The sequence below is a fragment of the Microbacterium sp. genome, from assembly GCF_047972865.1.
In the GTDB taxonomy this organism is placed as follows: domain Bacteria; phylum Actinomycetota; class Actinomycetes; order Actinomycetales; family Microbacteriaceae; genus Microbacterium.
In genome coordinates this window covers 1-19,198 of record NZ_JBKEAY010000240.1, presented here as the reverse complement: position 1 = coordinate 19,198, position 19,198 = coordinate 1, and the positions used below count along the sequence as shown (strand labels likewise).

At 70.0% G+C, this 19,198-nt stretch carries 15 protein-coding genes; 11 read left to right on the top strand and 4 right to left on the bottom strand.

All coding sequences use genetic code 11. From position 1 onward, the window contains the following. Positions 1 to 75: 75 nt before the first annotated feature. Positions 76 to 2,103, top strand: coding sequence for a DNA helicase RecQ (gene recQ, locus ACK5KK_RS14775; RefSeq protein ID WP_416890843.1), 2,028 nt, complete (start codon positions 76 to 78; stop codon positions 2,101 to 2,103). Here recQ and ACK5KK_RS14770 read toward each other — a convergent pair. Next, positions 2,087 to 3,130: a methionine synthase gene (locus ACK5KK_RS14770; RefSeq protein ID WP_416890842.1), complete on the bottom strand. Its 1,044-nt coding sequence runs from the start codon at positions 3,128 to 3,130 to the stop codon at positions 2,087 to 2,089. The genes recQ and ACK5KK_RS14770 overlap by 17 nt on opposite strands. 20 nt (positions 3,131 to 3,150) lie before the next feature. Continuing rightward, positions 3,151 to 4,137: a putative oxygenase MesX gene (locus ACK5KK_RS14765; protein ID WP_416890841.1), complete on the bottom strand. Its 987-nt coding sequence runs from the start codon at positions 4,135 to 4,137 to the stop codon at positions 3,151 to 3,153. Positions 4,138 to 4,260: 123 nt separating this feature from the next. Here ACK5KK_RS14765 and ACK5KK_RS14760 point away from each other — a divergent pair, with 123 nt between their 5' ends. Next, positions 4,261 to 5,202: a LysR family transcriptional regulator gene (locus ACK5KK_RS14760; protein ID WP_416890840.1), complete on the top strand. Its 942-nt coding sequence runs from the start codon at positions 4,261 to 4,263 to the stop codon at positions 5,200 to 5,202. A 40-nt stretch (positions 5,203 to 5,242) separates the two neighbouring features. Here the strand turns inward: ACK5KK_RS14760 and ACK5KK_RS14755 are convergent, their stop codons facing one another. Continuing rightward, positions 5,243 to 5,446: a hypothetical protein gene (locus ACK5KK_RS14755; RefSeq protein WP_416890839.1), complete on the bottom strand. Its 204-nt coding sequence runs from the start codon at positions 5,444 to 5,446 to the stop codon at positions 5,243 to 5,245. A 112-nt stretch (positions 5,447 to 5,558) separates the two neighbouring features. Here ACK5KK_RS14755 and ACK5KK_RS14750 point away from each other — a divergent pair, with 112 nt between their 5' ends. Both ACK5KK_RS14750 and ACK5KK_RS14745 read left to right on the top strand, forming a co-directional pair. Next, positions 5,559 to 7,229, top strand: coding sequence for a formate--tetrahydrofolate ligase (locus ACK5KK_RS14750; protein ID WP_416890838.1), 1,671 nt, complete (start codon positions 5,559 to 5,561; stop codon positions 7,227 to 7,229). A gap of 107 nt (positions 7,230 to 7,336) precedes the next feature. Beyond that, on the top strand, positions 7,337 to 7,834 hold the full coding sequence (locus tag ACK5KK_RS14745) for an SRPBCC domain-containing protein (RefSeq protein WP_416890837.1): 498 nt from the start codon (positions 7,337 to 7,339) through the stop codon (positions 7,832 to 7,834). Between the two features lie 197 nt (positions 7,835 to 8,031). Here the strand turns inward: ACK5KK_RS14745 and ACK5KK_RS14740 are convergent, their stop codons facing one another. Beyond that, positions 8,032 to 8,997, bottom strand: a complete 966-nt coding sequence (locus ACK5KK_RS14740; RefSeq protein ID WP_416890836.1) for an AraC family transcriptional regulator — start codon at positions 8,995 to 8,997, stop codon at positions 8,032 to 8,034. 240 nt (positions 8,998 to 9,237) lie between these two features. Between ACK5KK_RS14740 and ACK5KK_RS14735 the strand changes: the two genes are divergently transcribed. The 7 genes from ACK5KK_RS14735 to ACK5KK_RS14705 form a co-directional block, all read left to right on the top strand. Further along, positions 9,238 to 10,701: an aldehyde dehydrogenase family protein gene (locus tag ACK5KK_RS14735; RefSeq protein ID WP_416890835.1), complete on the top strand. Its 1,464-nt coding sequence runs from the start codon at positions 9,238 to 9,240 to the stop codon at positions 10,699 to 10,701. Next, complete coding sequence (locus ACK5KK_RS14730; protein WP_416890834.1) at positions 10,698 to 11,807, top strand: NAD(P)-dependent alcohol dehydrogenase; 1,110 nt, start codon at positions 10,698 to 10,700, stop codon at positions 11,805 to 11,807. The genes ACK5KK_RS14735 and ACK5KK_RS14730 overlap by 4 nt, the downstream gene beginning before the upstream one ends. 46 nt (positions 11,808 to 11,853) lie before the next feature. Beyond that, positions 11,854 to 13,467, top strand: a complete 1,614-nt coding sequence (locus ACK5KK_RS14725; RefSeq protein WP_416890833.1) for an FAD-binding oxidoreductase — start codon at positions 11,854 to 11,856, stop codon at positions 13,465 to 13,467. 159 nt (positions 13,468 to 13,626) lie between these two features. Next, positions 13,627 to 15,732: an acyl-CoA dehydrogenase gene (locus ACK5KK_RS14720; RefSeq protein WP_416890867.1), complete on the top strand. Its 2,106-nt coding sequence runs from the start codon at positions 13,627 to 13,629 to the stop codon at positions 15,730 to 15,732. Between the two features lie 106 nt (positions 15,733 to 15,838). Beyond that, on the top strand, positions 15,839 to 16,411 hold the full coding sequence (locus ACK5KK_RS14715; protein WP_416890832.1) for a DNA-3-methyladenine glycosylase I: 573 nt from the start codon (positions 15,839 to 15,841) through the stop codon (positions 16,409 to 16,411). 72 nt (positions 16,412 to 16,483) lie between these two features. Then, a complete protein-coding gene (locus ACK5KK_RS14710) occupies positions 16,484 to 18,832 on the top strand; it encodes an ATP-binding cassette domain-containing protein (RefSeq protein WP_416890831.1) in 2,349 nt (782 codons plus the stop codon). 44 nt (positions 18,833 to 18,876) lie between these two features. Further along, positions 18,877 to 19,198 (top strand): tyrosine-protein phosphatase (locus ACK5KK_RS14705; RefSeq protein WP_416890830.1); only part of this gene is annotated, 322 nt, incomplete at its 3' end.

The window sequence follows — 19,198 nt, the reverse complement described above, 5'->3', positions numbered from 1 at the left end:
CCCGCTCGCCACGCCGGCATCCGTCCTCACGGTGAGCAATCACCGGGGTCGGATGCCGCGACTATCGTGGACCGGGTGAGTGGAACGGACGGCGAGTGGGCGGACGACCCGTACGCCGACCTGGAGTGGAATCCGGACGATCTCGTGCCGCCGGACGACCCGGACGATCCGGCCGCGCCGCCGCCGGAGTTCGACGGGTACGCCGGTGCCCTGGCTCGATCCACCCGCGATCGTGCGGGCGGGTCGGCGCCCCCGACCGCGGTCGCCCCCACCGTCCTCCGTGTCGCCGATCACACCGGTGCCGAACCGCTCGCCGTACTGAAAGAGGTCTTCGGCTACGACGCGTTCCGCGGTGATCAGGCCGACATCGTGCGGCACGTCATCTCCGGCGGCGACGCCGTCGTGCTCATGCCCACCGGCGGCGGCAAGTCCATCACCTATCAGGTGCCCGCCCTGGTGCGCCCCGGAACCGGACTGGTCGTCTCGCCGTTGATCGCCCTCATGCACGATCAGGTGGATGCCCTGGTCGCCAACGGCGTGCGTGCGGCATACCTCAACTCCACGCAGAGTCCTGCCGAGCGGGCCGGCGTCGAACGGGCGTATCTTGCCGGTGACCTCGACCTGCTCTACGTCGCGCCGGAGCGGCTCAGCGTGCCGCAGACCACCGCGCTGCTGCAACGCGGCACGCTTAGCGTCATCGCGATCGACGAGGCGCACTGCGTCTCGCAGTGGGGGCACGACTTCCGCCCCGACTACCTCACGCTCGGCGACCTCGACGAGCGGTTCCCGGGGGTGCCCCGGATGGCGCTCACGGCAACGGCGACCCGCGAGACCCACAACGAGCTCACCGACCGGCTGCGTCTGCCGGCCGCGCGTCACTTCGTCGCGAGCTTCGACCGGCCCAACATCCAGTACCGCATCGAGCCGAAGACCGAGGTGCGCCGCCAGCTCGTGCAGTTCATCCGCACACAGGGCGAGCGCGCCGCCGGCATCGTCTACGCGCTCAGTCGCAAGTCGGTGGAGCAGACCGCCGAGCACCTCCGCGGGCAGGGAATCGACGCGCTGCCGTACCACGCCGGGCTCCCCGCCGAGATGCGCGCGGCGCACCAGGCGCGGTTCCTGCGTGAAGACGGTGTGGTGATGGTCGCCACGATCGCGTTCGGGATGGGCATCGACAAACCCGACGTGCGCTTCGTCGCCCACATCGACCTGCCGAAGTCGGTCGAGGGCTACTACCAAGAGACCGGCCGTGCCGGGCGCGACGGCGAACCCGCGGTGGCGTGGATGGCGTACGGACTGGGCGATGTCGTGCAGCAGCGGCGGCTGATCGACCAGAGCCCCGGCGACCGCACCTACAAGATGCGGATGGGGCAGCACCTCGACGCGATGCTCGCGCTGTGCGAGACGGTGTCGTGCCGGCGCGTGAACCTGCTGGGATACTTCGGGCAGGCCTCCGAGGCCTGCGGCAACTGCGACACCTGCCTGACCACGCCCGACACCTGGGACGGATTGATCCCGGCGCAGAAGCTGTTGTCGACGATCATCCGGCTCCAGCGCGAGCGGGGTCAGGCGTTCGGAGCCGGGCATCTCATCGACATCCTCCGGGGTGCGCAGACCGAGCGCATCCGCCAGCAGCGGCACGACCGGCTGTCGACCTACGGGCTCGGCACCGACCTGTCCGACCAGGACTGGCGTTCGGTCGTGCGGCAACTGCTGGCCCGCGGCGTCCTCGTCGCGCGCGGCGAGTACGGCGTGCTGGCGGTGGGCGAGCCGGGAGCGGGGGTGCTGCGCGGTGAGGAGCCGGTGCCGCTGCGCCGCGACGTGCTCGGCCGCGGCGGCGGTGCGCGGGTGCGCAAGGCGCCGGCGGCGGATGCCGTGGGCGACGGCGACCGCGACCTGTTCGAAGCGTTGCGTGCTTGGCGCGCGGGCGTCGCGAAGGAACAGGGCGTGCCCGCGTACATCGTGTTCGGCGATGCGACGTTGCGCGCGCTCGCCGAACACCGCCCGCGGTCGGTGGCCGCGCTGGAGGGGATCACCGGCATCGGCGCCAAGAAGCGAGAGGCCTACGGGGAGGCCGTTCTCGAGGTCATCGCGGCGGACTGACCGCGGTGAGTTCGGCGCGGACGATCGCTGCGCCCGCTGCCAGAGCACTCAGTTTGTCGAGGGCGGTCGCCCGTGGCAGGGGCGCCATACCGCAGTTGGTACTCGGGATGAGCTTGGCCGGGTCGACGAATTCCAGTGCCCGCCGGAGCGTGCCGGCGACCTCCGCCGGAGTTTCAATGCTCGCGTCGGCAACATCGATGGCGCCGAGCATGACCTTCTTGCCGCGGATGAGCCCGATCAGCTCCATCGGGACGTGGGAGTGGTGACACTCCAGCGAGACGATGTCGATGGTGGAGCGCTGCAGCAGTGGGAACGACTCCTCGTACTGCCGCCAGTGCGAACCCAGCGTCGCTTTCCACTCGGTGTTCGCGGTGATCCCGTAGCCGTAACAGATGTGCACGGCCGTCTCGGCACGCAGGCCCTCCGCGGCGCGCTCCAGTGCGGCGACGCCCCAGTCCCTCACCTCGTCGAAGAAGACGGTGAAGGCGGGTTCGTCGAACTGGATGATGTCGACCCCGGCCGCCTCGAGGTCCTTCGCCTCCTGATTGAGGATCGTCGCGAACTCCCAGGCCAGCTTCTCCCGGCTCTTGTAGTGGCGGTCGTACAGCGTGTCGACCATCGTCATCGGGCCCGGGAGGGCCCACTTGATCGGCCGGTCGGTCTGCTGGCGGAGAAATCGCGCGTCGTCGGCGAAGACGGGCGCGCTGCGGGTCACCGCACCGACCACGGTCGGCACGCTCGCATCGTATCGATCGCGGATCCGTACGGTCTCGCGCCGCTCGAAGTCGACCCCGTCCAGGTGGTCGATGAACGTCGTCACGAAGTGCTGGCGCGTCTGCTCACCGTCGCTGACGATGTCGATGCCGCCTCGGTGCTGCTCGTGGACGGCGAGGCGCAACGCGTCGTGCGTGCCCTCGATGAGCTGGTCACCGGCGAGCTTCCACGGTGACCAGAGCGTCTCGGGCTGCGCGAGCCACGCCGGCTTGGGCAGACTGCCGACGATGGCGGTGGGGAGGAGCGTGTGCATGATCGACGGCCCTTCGCCGGTCACCGCACCGGGGCGGCGTACTCGGCGGCCCACCGGTCCAGCACCTCGCGGTGAGGCCTCACGAAGTGCTCCTCCGTGTATTTCCCCTGCGTGAGCGCGAGTTGTTCGCGCTCGACGCGATCGTAGGCGATCTGCGTCCGCGAGTAGTCCTGCCGCTCCAGGCTGGGCCGGTAGATGCTCGCGGCTGCCGAGTTCGCGTTGTAGATCTCGGGTCGATAGATCTTCTGGAACGTCTCCATCGTGCTGATCGTGCCGATGAGCTGCAGAGTGGAGTAGTCGCCGAGCAGGTCGCCGTGGAAGTAGAACGCGAGCGGCGCGACGCTCCCGGGCGGCATGAAGTAGCGCACCTGCAGGCCCATCTTGGCGAAGTACTCATCGGTGAGGGAGGACTCGTCCTGCCGGTATTCGACGCCGAGGATCGGATGGTGGTTCTCGGTGCGACGATACGTCTTGCTCGTCGAGACGCTGATACAGATGACCGGCGGCAGCGGGAATCGATCGCGGTAGGCGGGGGAGTCGAGGAAGTGGTGGAACAGCTTCCCGTGCAGGTCACCGAAGTCGGCGGGCACCGTGGGGCCGCCTGCGCCGCGTGCCGCCGGGAGCAGCACACTGAAGTCGAAGTCACGGATGTAGGACGACAGGTTGTTCCCGACGATGCCACGATGACGCCTGCCCGTCACGAGGTCGACGATGCGGATGTCGAGGACCTCCAGCAGCGGGAAGCCCTGGTCGTCGTCGGCGGCGAGCTGAAGTTCGACCGAGACGATGTCGAGTTCGAGGGTGTAGCGGTCGCGGTTCGGGTTGTCCCAGTGTGCGAGGTCGTTGAACCGGCGGTCGATCATCGTCAACGCGTTCCGGAGGTTCTGCCGGCGGTGCTCGCCGCGAGCCAGGTTTGCGAAGTTCGTGGTCTGGCGTGAGGTGCTCGACGGTGAGTAGTCCTGATCGAAGGCGGTGGTGGTGATGCGGAACGCGAGTTCATTCGCCATGAGAAGGCCAATCCGGGGCGGGGAGGCCGGGAGGGCCTTGTGGACATCGGTCCGTCTATCGTGCGGGCACCGACGAGGCATCGGGTAACTCGACGTCGCTATGGATACCTATAGTCTTGGGCTATGGCAAGGCGACCGGGCGGCATCACGCTGCACCTGCTTCAGTCCTTCATCGAGGTCGCCGCGGAGGGGTCGATCACCGCGGCAGCCGATCTGTTGTACATCGCGCAGCCGACGTTGTCCGCGGCCATGAAGGATCTGGAGACCCGTGTCGGGCGGGATCTGCTCGTCCGCTCGGCCCGTGGGGTCACCCTCACCGCCGATGGCGCGGAATTCCTCAGGTACGCCAAGCAGGTCGTCGAGCAGGTCGTGCTCCTTGAGCAGCGCTACCTCGGACGGCCGCCGTTGCGCCGCCTGCTCGGAGTGTCGACGCAGCACTATTCGTTCGCCGTCGAAGCGTTCGTCCGTATGGTGCAGGGGACCGATGCCGCGGAGTACGAGTTCTCGCTCCGGGAAACGCGCACGTGGGACATCATCGAGGACGTCCGGACACTGCGCAGCGAACTCGGCATCCTCTACCGAAACGACTTCAACCGGAACGTCATCGACAAATTGCTCCGGGACTCCGGTTTGGCGTTCCAGCCGCTCTTCGTTGCCGAGCCGCACATCTTCATCTCACGGCGCAACTCGCTTGCGACCCGGGAGCGTGTGACCCTCGCCGACCTCGTCGACCTCCCACGGCTCACCTTCGACCAGGGGGCGAACAACTCGTTTTTCTTCGCCGAGGAGATCCTCTCCACGCTGTCGAGTGCGCGGGAGATCCGGGTGTCCGACCGGGCGAGCATCTTCAACCTCATGATCGGGCTCGACGGCTACACGATCTCCACGGGCATCGTCAGCGACGATCTCGACCCCGGCATCGTGGCCGTCCCGCTCGATGTCGATGAACGTATCGAGATCGGGTGGATCGGTCACTCGGCGGTGCCGCTCACACAACAAGCCCAGCGGTACCTCGCCGAAGTCCGGGACGTGGTCGCGGGCTTCGGCGTGGCGCTCCTCGACTGATCACCGGCACCGCTGACGTTCCCACCCGGGTGCGATCCGATCAGGCGGGAGGAGGCTCGTCCCGGGCATCCGTGGCGGGGACCGCGATCTCGATCGAACCGAGCGCGCCCGCGCCCAGCAGATCGCTCAGCGCGGGGGAGGTGGCATCCCGCAGCCGCTCGGCCTCGGTCTCGGGCCGCTCCGGTTCCGCGGGCAGCCCCGCCCACTCCGTCGGTTCTTCCGGCCGATGTGTGAACAGCCCCATCCCCCCATTGTCCACCCTGCGCGCGCCGCGTCCCACCGCCGACGGCGGGGCGGCCGGGGTTAGGCTGGCCGCGGGGAAGACGGGCGAGGATGCCGGGGACCGGAGGTCGACGATGACGAGCAACATCGAGATCGCGCAGGCGGCCACGCTGCGCCCGATTGCCGAGATCGCGGGGGAGCTCGGCATCCCGGGCGACGTCCTCGTCCCGTACGGCCACGACAAGGCCAAGGTCTCGCTCGGTCACCTCGCCGGGCTGGCCGATCACCCGCGCGGCAAACTCGTGCTGGTCACCGCGGTCTCACCCACCCCCGCCGGGGAGGGGAAGACCACGACCACCGTCGGCCTCGGCGACGCTCTGCGCCGGATCGGCGAGCATCCCATGATCTGCCTACGCGAGCCGGCGCTCGGGCCCGTGTTCGGCATGAAGGGCGGCGCCGCCGGCGGCGGGTATGCGCAGGTCGTGCCGATGGCGGACATCAACCTGCACTTCACCGGGGACTTCGCCGCGATCGGGACCGCGACGAATCTGCTGGCCGCCATGATCGACAACCACATCCAGCAGGGCAACGCCCTCGGCATCGATGTGCGCCGCATCACGTGGCGCCGTGTGCTCGATGTCAACGACCGGGCGTTGCGCGAGGTCGTGACGGGCCTGGGCGGACCGGGCAACGGCACCCCGCGCGAGGCGGGTTTCGACATCGTCGTGGCCAGCGAGGTCATGGCGATCTTCTGCCTCGCGACCGACCTCGCCGATCTGAGGCATCGGCTGGGTGAGATCGTCGTGGGCGCGACGCGCGACCGGCATCCGATCCGCGCGCGCGATCTCGGCGCGCACGGGGCCATGGCGGCGCTGCTGCGCGATGCCCTGGCGCCCAACCTCGTCCAGACGCTGGAGCACACCCCCGCGTTCGTGCACGGCGGGCCCTTCGCCAACATCGCCCATGGCTGCAACTCCTTCATCGCCACCGATGCCGCGCTGCACCTGGCCGACTACGTCATCACCGAGGCGGGGTTCGGCGCCGACCTCGGGGCCGAGAAATTCGTCGACATCCTCTGCCGCGAATCCGGCCTCCGGCCCGACGCGGCGGTGCTCGTGGCCACGGTGCGGGCCATGAAATACCACGGCGGGGTCGCCGTCGCCGACCTGCCCGCCGAAGATGTCGCGGCCGCCGAGCGCGGCTGTGTCAATCTGCGGCGCCACCTCCAGACGTTGCACGAGACCTGGGGGCTGCCGACGGTGGTCGCCGTCAACCGTCGCGCCGAAGACACGGATGCCGAGGTCGCCGCGCTCCTGGACGTCGTCACCGCCGCCGGGGGCACCGCGGTGGCGGCGACGCACTTCACCGACGGCGGTGCCGGGGCCGAAGACCTGGCGCGCCACGTCGTGCGCCTGTGCGCCGAGCCGTCGCGCTTCGCGTTCACCTACCCCGACGACGACACCCTGTGGGAGAAGATGCGCACCGTCGCGCAGCGCGTGTATGGGGCCGCCGACATCTCCGCGGGGGCCGCCGTCCGCCGTCAGATCCAGCGGCTGCAGGACGAGGGGTACGGCGCGTTCCCCGTCTGCGTGGCCAAGACGCAGTACTCCTTCTCGACGGATGCCGCCCTGCGCGGTGCACCAAGCGGGCACATCGTCGACGTCCGCGAGGTGCGCCTGGCCGCCGGCGCCGGGTTCGTCGTGATGGTGTGCGGTGACATCATGACCATGCCGGGCCTTCCCGCGCACCCCGCCGCCGAGTCGATCGACGTCACCGCTGACGGGCGCATCAGCGGCCTGTTCTGAGCCGCGCGGACGTCGCGGGCCCCGCACTCGGGGCGTGCGGTCCTATCGTCGGCGTTCATTGTCCAGTCCGCCGGGCCTTTCGCGGGGGATGCCGGTAGCCTGGGCGCGTGGCCCCCGGACTGTTCACCCCGGCACCGGCGCACGCGTCCGCCGACATCGCCGCCCCGATCGGGACGGTGTGGCAGGTGGTGACCGACATCGGCCGGTACGGGGAGTGGAATCCGTTCGTCACCGGCATCGACGGCCCGGTGGGGCGCCCGGCGCGGGTCGGCGACGACCTCCGGCTGCATGTGCGGTGGCGCACCGGATCGACCACCCGCACGACCGAGCGGGTGACCCGGCTCGACCCGCCCGCGGATGGGCGCGCGTTCTTCGCCTACGCCTACCGTGGCCCGATCGCCGCGTTCGGACTGGTGCGCGGGCTCCGCGAGCAGCGGCTCGCCGCGACACCCGGCGGCACCCGGTATGAGACGACGGAGGCGTTGCACGGACTGCTGGTGCGATTCGCGCCGCTGCGGCTGGTCCAAGACGGCCTGCAACGTCATGCCGCCGCGCTGAAGACCCGCGCCGAGGCGCTCCACGAGGCCGGCCCCCGCCCGCAGTAGGCTCGCCCGTCTGCACAACTCCGCAGATCCGCACTGTTTCAGCATCCCGCATCCGGAGAACTGCAGATCTCCGCGGTTGCGCGCGCGAGCCCCGTGCCCTGAGTGTCTGCACAACTCCGGAGATCCGCGCATCTCCGGACTGGTTCAGCATCCTGCATCCGGAGTACTGCAGATTTCCGGGGGCTGCGCGGCGCCCGCTACGGCTCACTCCGGTGTGCGGCGACCGTCGCCGACGGCGACTCGCCGAACAGATCGGCGTAGTGGGCGGCGAATCGCCCGGCGTGGGGGATGCCCCAGCGGGCCGCGGTCGCGGCGATCTTCGCCTCACCGGGCGGGGTGTGCGACAGCTCGCGCCGCGCATAGGTGAGCCGCAGGGTGCGCAACAGCTCCGACGGCGTGCGGCCCCATCGGGCCTGCACGTGCTTCTCCAGCGTGCGCACCCCCACGCCGGCCTCCGCCGCGATGTCGGCGATCCCTACCGTCGACGCGGCGCGGGCGTGCATGATCGCCAGAGCGAGGGATGCCGGGTCGTCTGTGCGGGACGCCCGTTCCACGTCCGCCGTGTGCGTCCCCGGCGCGGCGCGCAGGAGCGTGTCCACCAGGGCGCGCACCAGCGTCGGCCCGACGAGCTCGTCCTCGGCCGTGTCGGCGCGTGCCCACCATTCCAGTCGGCGGGCCAGAGCCGCCCACAGGCGCCCGGAGGGGGAGGTGACGTCGAGCCGCCCGTCGAACTCGATCGGACGGCCCGCGGGTGTGCCGGTCAGTTCGGCGAACTGCCGCTCCAGCCCGGACCGCAGCAGTTTGACGCCGAGCAGGCGGGTCGGCACCGACCAGCCCTCGATCGCCGTGGCGGCGGAGATCCCGTGCACGATCGCCGTGCGCGGCGTCGCCGCCGCGGTGCGGGCGCCGTAGGTCATCGACACCGCCCCCGTCAGCGGCAGGTTGACCTGGTACGAGTCGACGTACCGGGGGGCCTCGATGCGCACGTGCGACCGGTATTCGAGCGTGCCGATCACCACCGGGCCGATCCGCGAAGCGCGCAGCCGCATGCCGAAGTCGTCGTCGGAGTCGTAGGTGCGCAGGCCATGCTCGTGATAGACCATCCCGCCGAACGCGCGCGCTTCGTCCACGGCACGCGTCGCCAGCATGAGGGTGTGGGTCACGGCGCAACCTCGTCGTTCCGTCAACGTCCGGGCCCCGGTCTCGGACTGAGGCGAGGGTAACAGCGCCCGGCCCGAAGCGGAACCGGCGCTATCCGAAATGCGAACGGCCGGGCGCGAACGTCGCCGATTCCGGCGGTGAGGTCATCCGAAATGCGAACGCACGGTTGCCCGCCGTGCCGCGGCGGACGGACGATCCCACACACACCCGATCTCTCACCGAGTCTCGACGAGGAGAACCGCATGACCACCGCCCTTCCGACCCCCCGCCGCGCCGTCTGGATCGGCGGCGCCTGGCGCGACACCCCCGACGGATACGACATCGACGACCCCGCGACGGGCGCCGTCATCGGCCGGGCCGGCGCGGCCACCCTCGATGACGCGGCGGATGCCGTGCGCGCCGCCCGCGCCGCGTTCGACGACGGCGTGTGGTCGGGCATCTCGGGCCGCGAGCGCTCTCGCGTGCTGCTGCGGGTCGCCGCGCTCATCCGGGACCGCGCGGAGCAGTTCGCTGAAGCCGAGAGCGTCGACGTGGGCAAGCCGCTGACGTTCGCCCGCATGATCGACGTGCCCACGGCCGCCGACCAGTTCGAGTACTTCGCGAGCCTGGCCCAGCACCTCGACGGGGCCGTCCGTGAGACGCCGCTGCCTGCGTTCGCATACACCCGCCGAGAGCCGCACGGCGTCGTCGCGGCGATTAGTCCGTTCAACTTCCCGCTCATTCTCTCCAGCTCCAAGCTCGCCCCGGCCCTGGCCGCGGGGAACACCGTCGTCCACAAACCGGCCCCGCAGACGCCGCTCACCGCGCAGCTGCTCGCCGAGGTCTTCGCCGACGCGGGCCTGCCCGCGGGTGCCTACAACCTGGTGACCGGCCCCGGCCCCGACCTGGGCGACGCGCTCATACGTGACCCTGGGGTCGACGCGATCGCCTTCACCGGTTCATCGGCGGTCGGACGCCAGGTGGCACGCACGGCGGGAGAACTCCTCAAGCCGATGGCCGCCGAGCTGGGCGGCAACGGCGCCAACCTGTTGTTCGCCGATGCCGATCTCGACGCGGCCATCGGCACCGTCATCAATGCGTTCGTGTTCAACACCGGTCAGTTCTGCATGGCCGGTCCGCGCCTGCTCGTCGAGCGGCCGGTCTACGACACGGTGCTCGGCATCCTCGCCGGCGCGGTCGGCGGCGTCCCCCTGGGCGATCCGGCCGACGAAGGCACGGTCATCGGACCGCTCATCAGCGCGGCGCAGCGCGACCGTGTCGACGGGGTCGTGCAGGATGCCGTGGCAGCGGGCGGCCGCGTCGTCGCCGGCGGGAAGCGGATCGACCTCGACGGCGGTTACTACTACGCGCCGACCGTGCTGGCCGACCTCCCGTCCGACGCCGCGGCGGTGCAGGAGGAGATCTTCGGGCCCGTGCTCACGGTGCAGCCGTTCGACTCCGAGGACGAAGCGGTCGCGTTGGCCAACGGCACTGCCTACGGGCTGGCGGCGGGGTTGCAGACCGGCGACATCAGCCGGGCGCACCGGGTCGCCGCGCGTCTGCGCGCGGGCATCGTGTGGGTCAACGGCTGGGGGCTGCTCGACCCCGCCGTCCCCTTCGGTGGCGTGGGCGCGTCGGGGTGGGGCCGGGAGAGCGGACCGGAGGCGCTCACCTCGTTCACCCGCACCAAGTCGGTCACGATCGCCCTCGCCGGGGATGCCCGGTGAGCGTCGCGGCCCGCGCGGCCGTGCTCCCCACGCCCGGCGAACCATTCGAGATCCGCGAGATCGAGGTCGGCGAGCCCCGTGCCGACGAGGTTCTGGTGCGCCTGGTCGCCACGGGCCTGTGCCACACCGACCTCGGCGTGCGCTTCGGCGGCATCCCGTTCCCCGCCCCGGGTGTCCTCGGGCACGAGGGCGCCGGGGTGGTCGTGCGCGTCGGCGACGACATCACCGAGGTGGTCCCCGGCGACCGGGTGCTGCTGAGCTTCACCTCGTGCGGGTCGTGCGACGGGTGTGCGACCGGGCATCCCGCGTACTGCCGCACATGGCTGCCACGCAACATCTTCGACGGCGCCCGCGATGACGGCACCAGTGCGCTGTCCCAGGGGGGTGCCCCGATCGGGTCGCACTTCTTCGGACAGTCGTCGTTCGCCGAGTACGCCGTCGCCGACCGCCGCAGCATCGTGAAGGTCGCGGGCGACGCCGATCTGACCACACTGGCTCCCCTCGGATGCGGTGTGCAGACCGGCTTCGGGTCGGTCTGGAACGTGCTCGACCTCCAGCCGGGGCAGAGCCTCGCGGTCGTCGGCACCGGTGCGGTGGGACTGTCGGCGGTCCTCGCCGCGGCCCAGCGCGAGGCCGGCATCCTCGTCGCCGTTGACATTGTTCCCGAGCGGCTCGACCTGGCCCGCCAGCTCGGCGCCACCCACGCCCTCGACGGCTGCGCCGACGACCTCGTCGCGCAGCTCACCGAGATCACGGCGGGCGCGGGACTGGATGCCGCGTTCGACACCACCGGCAACCCGCAGGTCGCGCGCACCGCGCTCGACGCGCTCGGCACCCGCGGCATCGTCGCGGTGTGCGGCGCGCCACCGCCGGGTACCGAGATCCCCGTCGACATCCAGGGCATCCTCACGGGAAAGCGCCTGGTAGGCGTCACGATGGGCGACGCCCTGCCGCAGACGCTCGTGCCCGAGCTGGTGCGGCAGCACGCAGACGGCCGACTGCCGCTGGAACGGCTGATCGCCACCTACCGGCTCGACGAGATCGAGCGGGCCGTGCACGACATGCACGCCGGCGTCACCGTCAAGCCGGTGATCGTCTTCGACTGACCACCACCGTCCACCCCTCCAATCCGCAACAGAAACAGGAGAGACAATGTCGTCCACCACCACCGCCCGGGTCTTGCCGCCCGACGTCAGCGAAGCCGACTTCGACGCCGCGCTGGCCGAGTTCCGCCGCGTCGTCGGCGACGAATGGGTTCTCGACACCCCCGAACAGGTGGCGCCCTACAAGGATGCCTTCCCCGTCACCGGCGATGACACCTATACCCCCGGCGCCGTCATCATGCCCGACACGACCGAACAGGTCAGCGAGATCGTCCGCATCGCCAACCTCTACCTCGTGCCGCTGCACGCGATCTCCACCGGCAAGAACCTTGGCTACGGCGGCTCGTCGCCCCGCGTGGGCGGCACCGTCGTGGTGCACCTCGGCCGGCGCATGAACCGCATCCTCGAGGTCAGTGACAAGTATGGCTACGCGCTGGTCGAACCCGGCGTGACGTACTTTCAGCTGCACGAGTACCTGGTTGAGCACGGGTGCAACCTGCAGATCGACGCGCCCGACCTGGCGTGGGGCTCCATCGTGGGTAACACGATGGAGCGCGGCGTCGGGTACACGCCGTACGGGAACCACGCCGCGTGGCGCTCGGGGATGGAGATCGTCCTGCCCGACGGTGAGGTGCTGCGCACCGGGTCGGGTGCCCTCCCCGGAAACGGTGCGAACACGTGGCAGTTGAACCCGGCCGGATTCGGTCCGCACATCGACGGACTGTTCGAGCAGTCGAACTTCGGCATCGTCACCAAGATGGGCATCCAGCTCATGCAGCCGCCGCCGTTCGCGGAGACCTTCGTCATCACGTTCGACAAGGCCGAGGACCTGCCGACGATCATCGACACGATGTTCCCGCTCCGGATCAACATGGCTCCGCTGCAGAACATCGGGGTGCTGCGCAACATCATCCTCGACGCCGGTCAGGTCTCGCGACGCGCCGACTGGTACGACGGCGACGGTCCCCTCCCCGACGAGGTCATCGACCGGATGAAGCGGGACCTGAACCTCGGCTACTGGAACTTCTACGGCACCTGCTACGGTCCCGAGCCGGTGGTCGCCCAGTACCTCGAGATCATCAAGAGCGCGTTCCTGCAGATTCCCGGCGCGCGCTTTTTCACCACCGCCGACCGTCCGCTGACCGACGACGACCGCGGCGCGCACACGCTGCACGACCGCCACAAAATCAACACAGGCATCCCCACGACCGCCGAGGCGGCCATTCTGGACTGGGTGCCCAACGGCGGTCACCTCGGCTTCTCGCCGATCTCGGCACCCGACGGCGCCGACGCCTACCGGCAGTTCCTCGACGTGAAGACGACGTCCGACCGGTTCCACAAGGACTACGCGGCGCAGTTCGCCATCGGTCTGCGCGAGATGCACCACATCGCGCTGCTGCTGTACGACACCCAGGACGAGGCGGCGCGCGCCGAGACCCTGGAGCTCACGCGCACCCTCATCACCGAGGGCGCGAAGGACGGCTACGGCGAGTACCGCGGGCACAACGCCGTCGCTGACCTCATCGCGTCGACCTACTCGTTCAACGACAACATCCAGCGGCGCGTGAACGAGCGGCTCAAGGACGCCCTCGACCCGAACGGGGTGCTGAACCCCGGCAAGGCCGGAATCTGGCCCGCGCGGCTGCGCGGGCGCGGGCTGTAGCGCGCGCCCGGGGCGCGGATGCGGCCGGATGTGCGCACTGCACAATCCGGCCGCGGGGCATGGTTCCCACAGGTTGGAGGAAACATGCAACCGGTTTGAGTGATGCTTGTGGGAGTCCTACCGTCGAGCATGCTCCCGTTCCTCGCCGAAAGGTCGCTCATGCCCGACGCCCCCGTCCGTCCCGATACTCCCGCGACCGATCGCCGCACCCCCGTCGGCGGCGCCCCGACGGCGGCGCACTCGGCCGCCGAAGCGGACGAACCGCGGATCGACATCGCCGCGGTCACCGGAATGCTCCTGGGCACGTGGGCCGACACCCGCCGCGAGGCCCGCGAGATGATCACCGACTCCGCGTTCTGGGGCATCGACGGGCTGCCCCTGCCTGAGCACCGCGAACGCGTGGTCGAGCAACTGCACCTGCTCGTCGAGCAGGGGGCATCCGGCCGCGCCTACCCGACCGAGTACGGCGGGCAGGCCAGCAACGGGGCCAACCTCGCCGGGTTCGAAGAGCTCGTGCTGGCCGACCCGAGCCTGCAGATCAAATCCGGGGTGCAGTGGGGGCTGTTCGGTTCGGCGATCCACCAGCTCGGCACGAAACCGCACCACGACGCCTGGCTGAGCGATGTCATGTCGCTGAAGCTCCCCGGTGCGTTCGCGATGACCGAGACCGGGCACGGCTCCGACGTCGCCGCGATCGGCACCACCGCGACCTACGACCCGCAGACCGAGCAGTTCGTCATCCACACCCCGTTCCGCGGCGCGTGGAAGGACTACCTCGGCAACGCCGCGCTGCACGGCAAGGCCGCGACCGTGTTCGCCCAGCTCATCACCGGCGGCGTCAACTACGGCGTGCACTGCTTCTTCGTGCCGCTGCGCGACGACGACGGCGTCTTCCTCCCCGGTATCGGCGGGGAGGATGACGGGGTCAAGGGCGGGTTGAACGGCATCGACAACGGTCGGCTCCACTTCGATCAGGTGCACATTCCCCGCACCAACCTCCTCAACCGGTACGGGGACGTCGCCGTCGACGGCACGTACTCCAGCCCGATCACCAGCCGCGGGCGGCGCTTCTTCACGATGCTCGGCGCGCTCGTGCAGGGGCGGGTGTCCCTCGACGGCGCCGCCACGATCGGAGCGGCCCTGGCCGAGTACATCGCGGTGACCTACGGCAACCAGCGCCGCCAGTTCGACTCCGGGTCCGGCACCGACGAGGTCGTCCTGCTCGACTACGGCAAGCATCAGCGGCGGCTGCTGCCGCGCGTGGCGCAGACCTACGCGCAGTACTTCGCGCACGACGAGCTGCTGCAGAAGTTCGACGGCGTCTTCGGGGGCACCACCGATACGCCCGAACAGCGCGAAGACCTCGAGACCCTCGCTGCCGCGCTCAAACCGCTGTCGACGTGGAATGCGCTCGACACCGTCCAGGACTGCCGGGAGGCGTGCGGGGGTGCCGGGTTCCTCGCCGAGAACCGCCTCGTGGGACTGCACCACGACCTCGACGTGTACGCCACGTTCGAGGGCGACAACAACATCCTGCTGCAGCTGGTCGGAAAGCGCCTGCTCTCGGACTACGCGACGCAGTTCCGCACCGCCGACGCGGCGACCCTCGCCAAGTACGTGGTCGGCCAGACCGCGGGCAAGGTGTTCCACGGCGCGGGGCTGCGCCAGCTCGGCCAGGCCGTCGCCGACCTCGGCTCGACCGCACGCTCGGTGGAACGGGGGCTGCGCGGCGACCAGCAGCACGAACTCCTCGCCGACCGCGTGGAGCAGATGGTCGCCGACATCGCCGAGCGGCTGCGTCCCGCCGCGAAGGCCGATCAGGAGCAGGCCGCTGCGCTGTTCAACGCCAATCAGGCCGAGCTGATCGAGGCCGCGCGGGCGCACGGTGAGCTGCTGCAGTGGGAGGCATTCACCGACGCCCTGCAGAAGATCCACGACGAGGGCACTCGCCAGGTGTTGACCTGGTTGCGCGATCTGTTCGGGTTGTGGGTGATCGAGAAGCACCTCGCTTGGTATCTCATCAACGGCCGGCTGTCGGCCCAGCGCGCCGCCGCCGTGGGCCGGTACATCGACCGGCTGTGCGGCCGGCTGCGCCCGCACGCGCAAGACCTCGTCGACGCGTTCGGGTTCGCCCCGGAACACGTGCGGGCGCCGATCGCGTCCGGTGCCGAGCAACAGCGGCAGGACGAGGCGCGCGACCACTATGCGGCGCTCGCCGCGTCCGGTCGGGCACCGACGCCCGAGAAAGCGCTCCCCCAGACGTGACCGATGGTCTGGGGCGGGTGGGGAACCGCCTCGGACCATCGGCCACCTTTCCGGCCCCGTGGTCGGGCGGGGCCGCGCCATGGCGAGGGCGCAGTAGTCTGGCGTGATGGTTCAGGACCTCGCCGTCACCGCGGACGGCCGCGCGCGCTGCGGCTGGGTCGGCGACGACGACCAGTACCGTCGCTACCACGACGAGGAGTGGGGCACGCCGCTGCACGGCGATCGGGCGCTGTTCGAGAAACTGAGCCTGGAGGGCTTTCAGGCCGGCCTGTCGTGGATCACGATCCTGCGCAAGCGTGACCGGTTCCGGGAGGCGTTCGCGGGGTTCGACCCGGCTGCTGTGGCGGCGTTCGACGACGCCGACGTGGCGCGGTTGCTGGCGGATGCCGGCATTGTGCGCAACCGGGCCAAGATCCACGCCACGATCGGCAACGCGGCGATCGTGCGCGACATGGCGCCGGGCCAGTTCGACGCTCTCATGTGGTCGTTCGCACCCGGCTCCCGCCCTCGGCCACAACGCCTCGCCGACGTGCCCGCGAACACCCCGGCATCCGACGCGATGAGCGCGACGCTGCGGAAGGCGGGCTTCCGGTTCGTCGGCTCCACGACGATGTACGCCCTCATGCAATCGGCGGGCATGGTCGACGACCACGTCGCGGGGTGCTGGCGCGCCGAGTGAGCATGCCCCGCACTCCTGCACACTCGCTCCGGTGAGGACACTCGGGGCGGTAACGTCGTGGCGGGAGGGCGAATGACCAGCGAGCACGGCGCCGACGCGCACGACGTGATCCGTGTCGTCGGCGCGCGTGAGAACAACCTCACCGGGGTCGATGTCGAGATCCCCAAGCGTCGGTTGACCGTCTTCACCGGCGTCAGCGGGTCGGGGAAGTCGTCGCTCGTGTTCGGGACGATCGCGAACGAATCGCAACGGCTCATCAACGAGACCTACCCCACGTTCGTGCAGCAGTTCATGGGGCAGCTCACCCGGCCCGACGTGGACGCGCTCGAGAACGTCAGCCCCGCGATCGTCGTCGATCAGGAGCGGATGGGCTCCAATGCGCGGTCCACGGTCGGCACCGTCACCGACGTGCACGCCATGCTCCGATTGTTGTTCAGTCGCCTCGGTGCCCCGCACGTCGGGTCGCCGCAGGCGTTCAGCTTCAACGTGCCCTCGGTCGCCGGCGCGGGCGCCGTGACGATCAAGGTCGGCAAGGACAAGGGGAAGAGGCAGCGTCGCTCGTTCGAGATCACCGGCGGCATGTGCCCGGACTGCGAGGGCCTCGGCCAGGCCAGCGACATCGACCTCGACGAGCTGCTCGACCGGTCGCTGTCCCTCGCGGACGGGGCGATCCGGGTTCCCGGGTACACAGCCGATGGCTGGATGGTGAGGGGTTTCACCGAATCCGGGTTCGTCGACGCGGCCAAGCCCATCGCCGAATACTCCGAGCAGGAGCTGCACGACTTTCTCTACAAGGAGCGCACGAAGGTCAAGATCGGCGGCATCAACGTGACCTACGAGGGTCTCGTGCCCAAGGTGACCGCGTCGATGCTGCAGAAGGACCGCGACGCGCTGCAGCCCCACAACCGCGCGTTCGTCGACCGCGCCGTCCGATTCCTGCCGTGCCCCGGCTGCGACGGGACACGCCTGAACGGCGGTGCCCGGTCGTCGCTGGTCGGTGGAGTGAACATCGCCGAGGTCGCCGCGATGCAGATCACCGACCTGGCGGCGTGGCTCGACACCGTCGATGACCCGTCGGTGGCGCCGTTGATCGCAGGGTTGCGTCAGACCGTCGCGTCGTTCCTCGACATCGGTCTCGGGTACCTCTCGCTCGACCGGGCATCCGGCTCGCTCTCCGGCGGTGAAGCGCAGCGCATCAAGATGATCCGGCACCTCGGTTCCGCGCTCACCGACATGACCTACGTGTTCGACGAACCGACGGCGGGCCTGCATCCGCACGACATCGAACGCATGAACCGGCTGCTGCGGCAACTGCGCGACAAGGGCAACACCGTGCTCGTCGTCGAGCACAAGCCCGAGGTGATCGCGATCGCCGACCACGTCGTCGACCTCGGCCCGGGCGCGGGCGGCGACGGCGGGCGGATCTGTTACGTCGGCGACGTCGCCGGACTGCGCACCGCCGACACGCCCACCGGGCGTCACCTGGGTCACCGGGCGGCGCTGAAGGATGCCGTGCGCTCGGCGACCGGCTCCCTGCAGATCCGTGGCGCCACCCGGCACAACCTGCGCGATGTCGACGTGGACGTGCCGCTGGGCATCCTCACGGTCGTCACCGGTGTGGCCGGGTCGGGCAAGTCCTCGCTCATCCACGGCTACCTCCCCGGATCGGACGAGATCGTGGTGGTCGATCAGGCTCCGATCAAGGGGTCGCGCCGGTCGAGTCCGGCGACCTACACCGGCATCCTCGACGCGATCCGCTCCGCCTTCGCGAAGGCGAACGGTGTGAAGCCGTCGCTGTTCAGCGCGAACTCGGAGGGCGCCTGCCCCGCGTGCACGGGCCTGGGCATCATCATCACCAATCTCGGCTACACCCAGTCGGTCGAGACGCGCTGCGAGTTGTGCGAGGGCAGCGGGTTCAGCGACGACGTGCTGGGGTACCTGCTCGACGGAAAGAACATCGCCGAGGTGCTGGCGATGTCGGCATCCGGCGCGGCGGCGTTCTTCACGAAAGGTCCCGCCGCCACGACGCTCGGGCGCATGATCGATGTGGGACTGGGGTACCTCACGCTCGGCCAGACGCTGTCCTCCCTGTCGGGGGGTGAGCGTCAGCGTCTCAAGCTGGCGATCTCGATGGCCAAGAAGGGCGCGGTCTACGTGCTCGACGAACCGACCACAGGTCTGCACCTGGCCGACATCGACACCCTGCTCGCGCTGCTGGACCGCCTCGTGGATGCCGGAAACTCGGTCATCGTCATCGAGCACCACCAGGCGGTGATGGCCCACGCCGACTGGATCATCGACCTCGGTCCCGGCGCCGGACACGACGGCGGCCGTGTCGTGTTCCAGGGGACGCCCGCCGACCTCGTGGCCCAGCGCTCGACGCTCACCGGCGAGCACTTGGCCGTCTACGTCGGGGCCTGAACCTCTCGCATCCGCCGCGACCCCGCATCCGTCAGGAGGAAACCATGACCGACTCGCCCGCTGACATCCTCGCCAGCCCGCCGGTGAACCTTCGAGACCTGGGCGGCATCGCTGTCGGCGGTGGTGCGGTCCGCGCCGGATTCGCGCTGCGCGCCGACGACCTCTCCACGATCCCGGCACAGGTGGCCGACGAACTCGTGGCGGGCGGCCTGCGCGCGGTGATCGATCTGAGATCGGCCGAGGAGTTCGCACTCACCGGCCGCGGACCGCTGGGCCGCAACGCCGCGGTGTCGTACCACCACATCCCGTTCCAGTCCGACGTGTCCTCGGGCGCGCGCACGGCCGCCGACATGTTCGACCAGACCG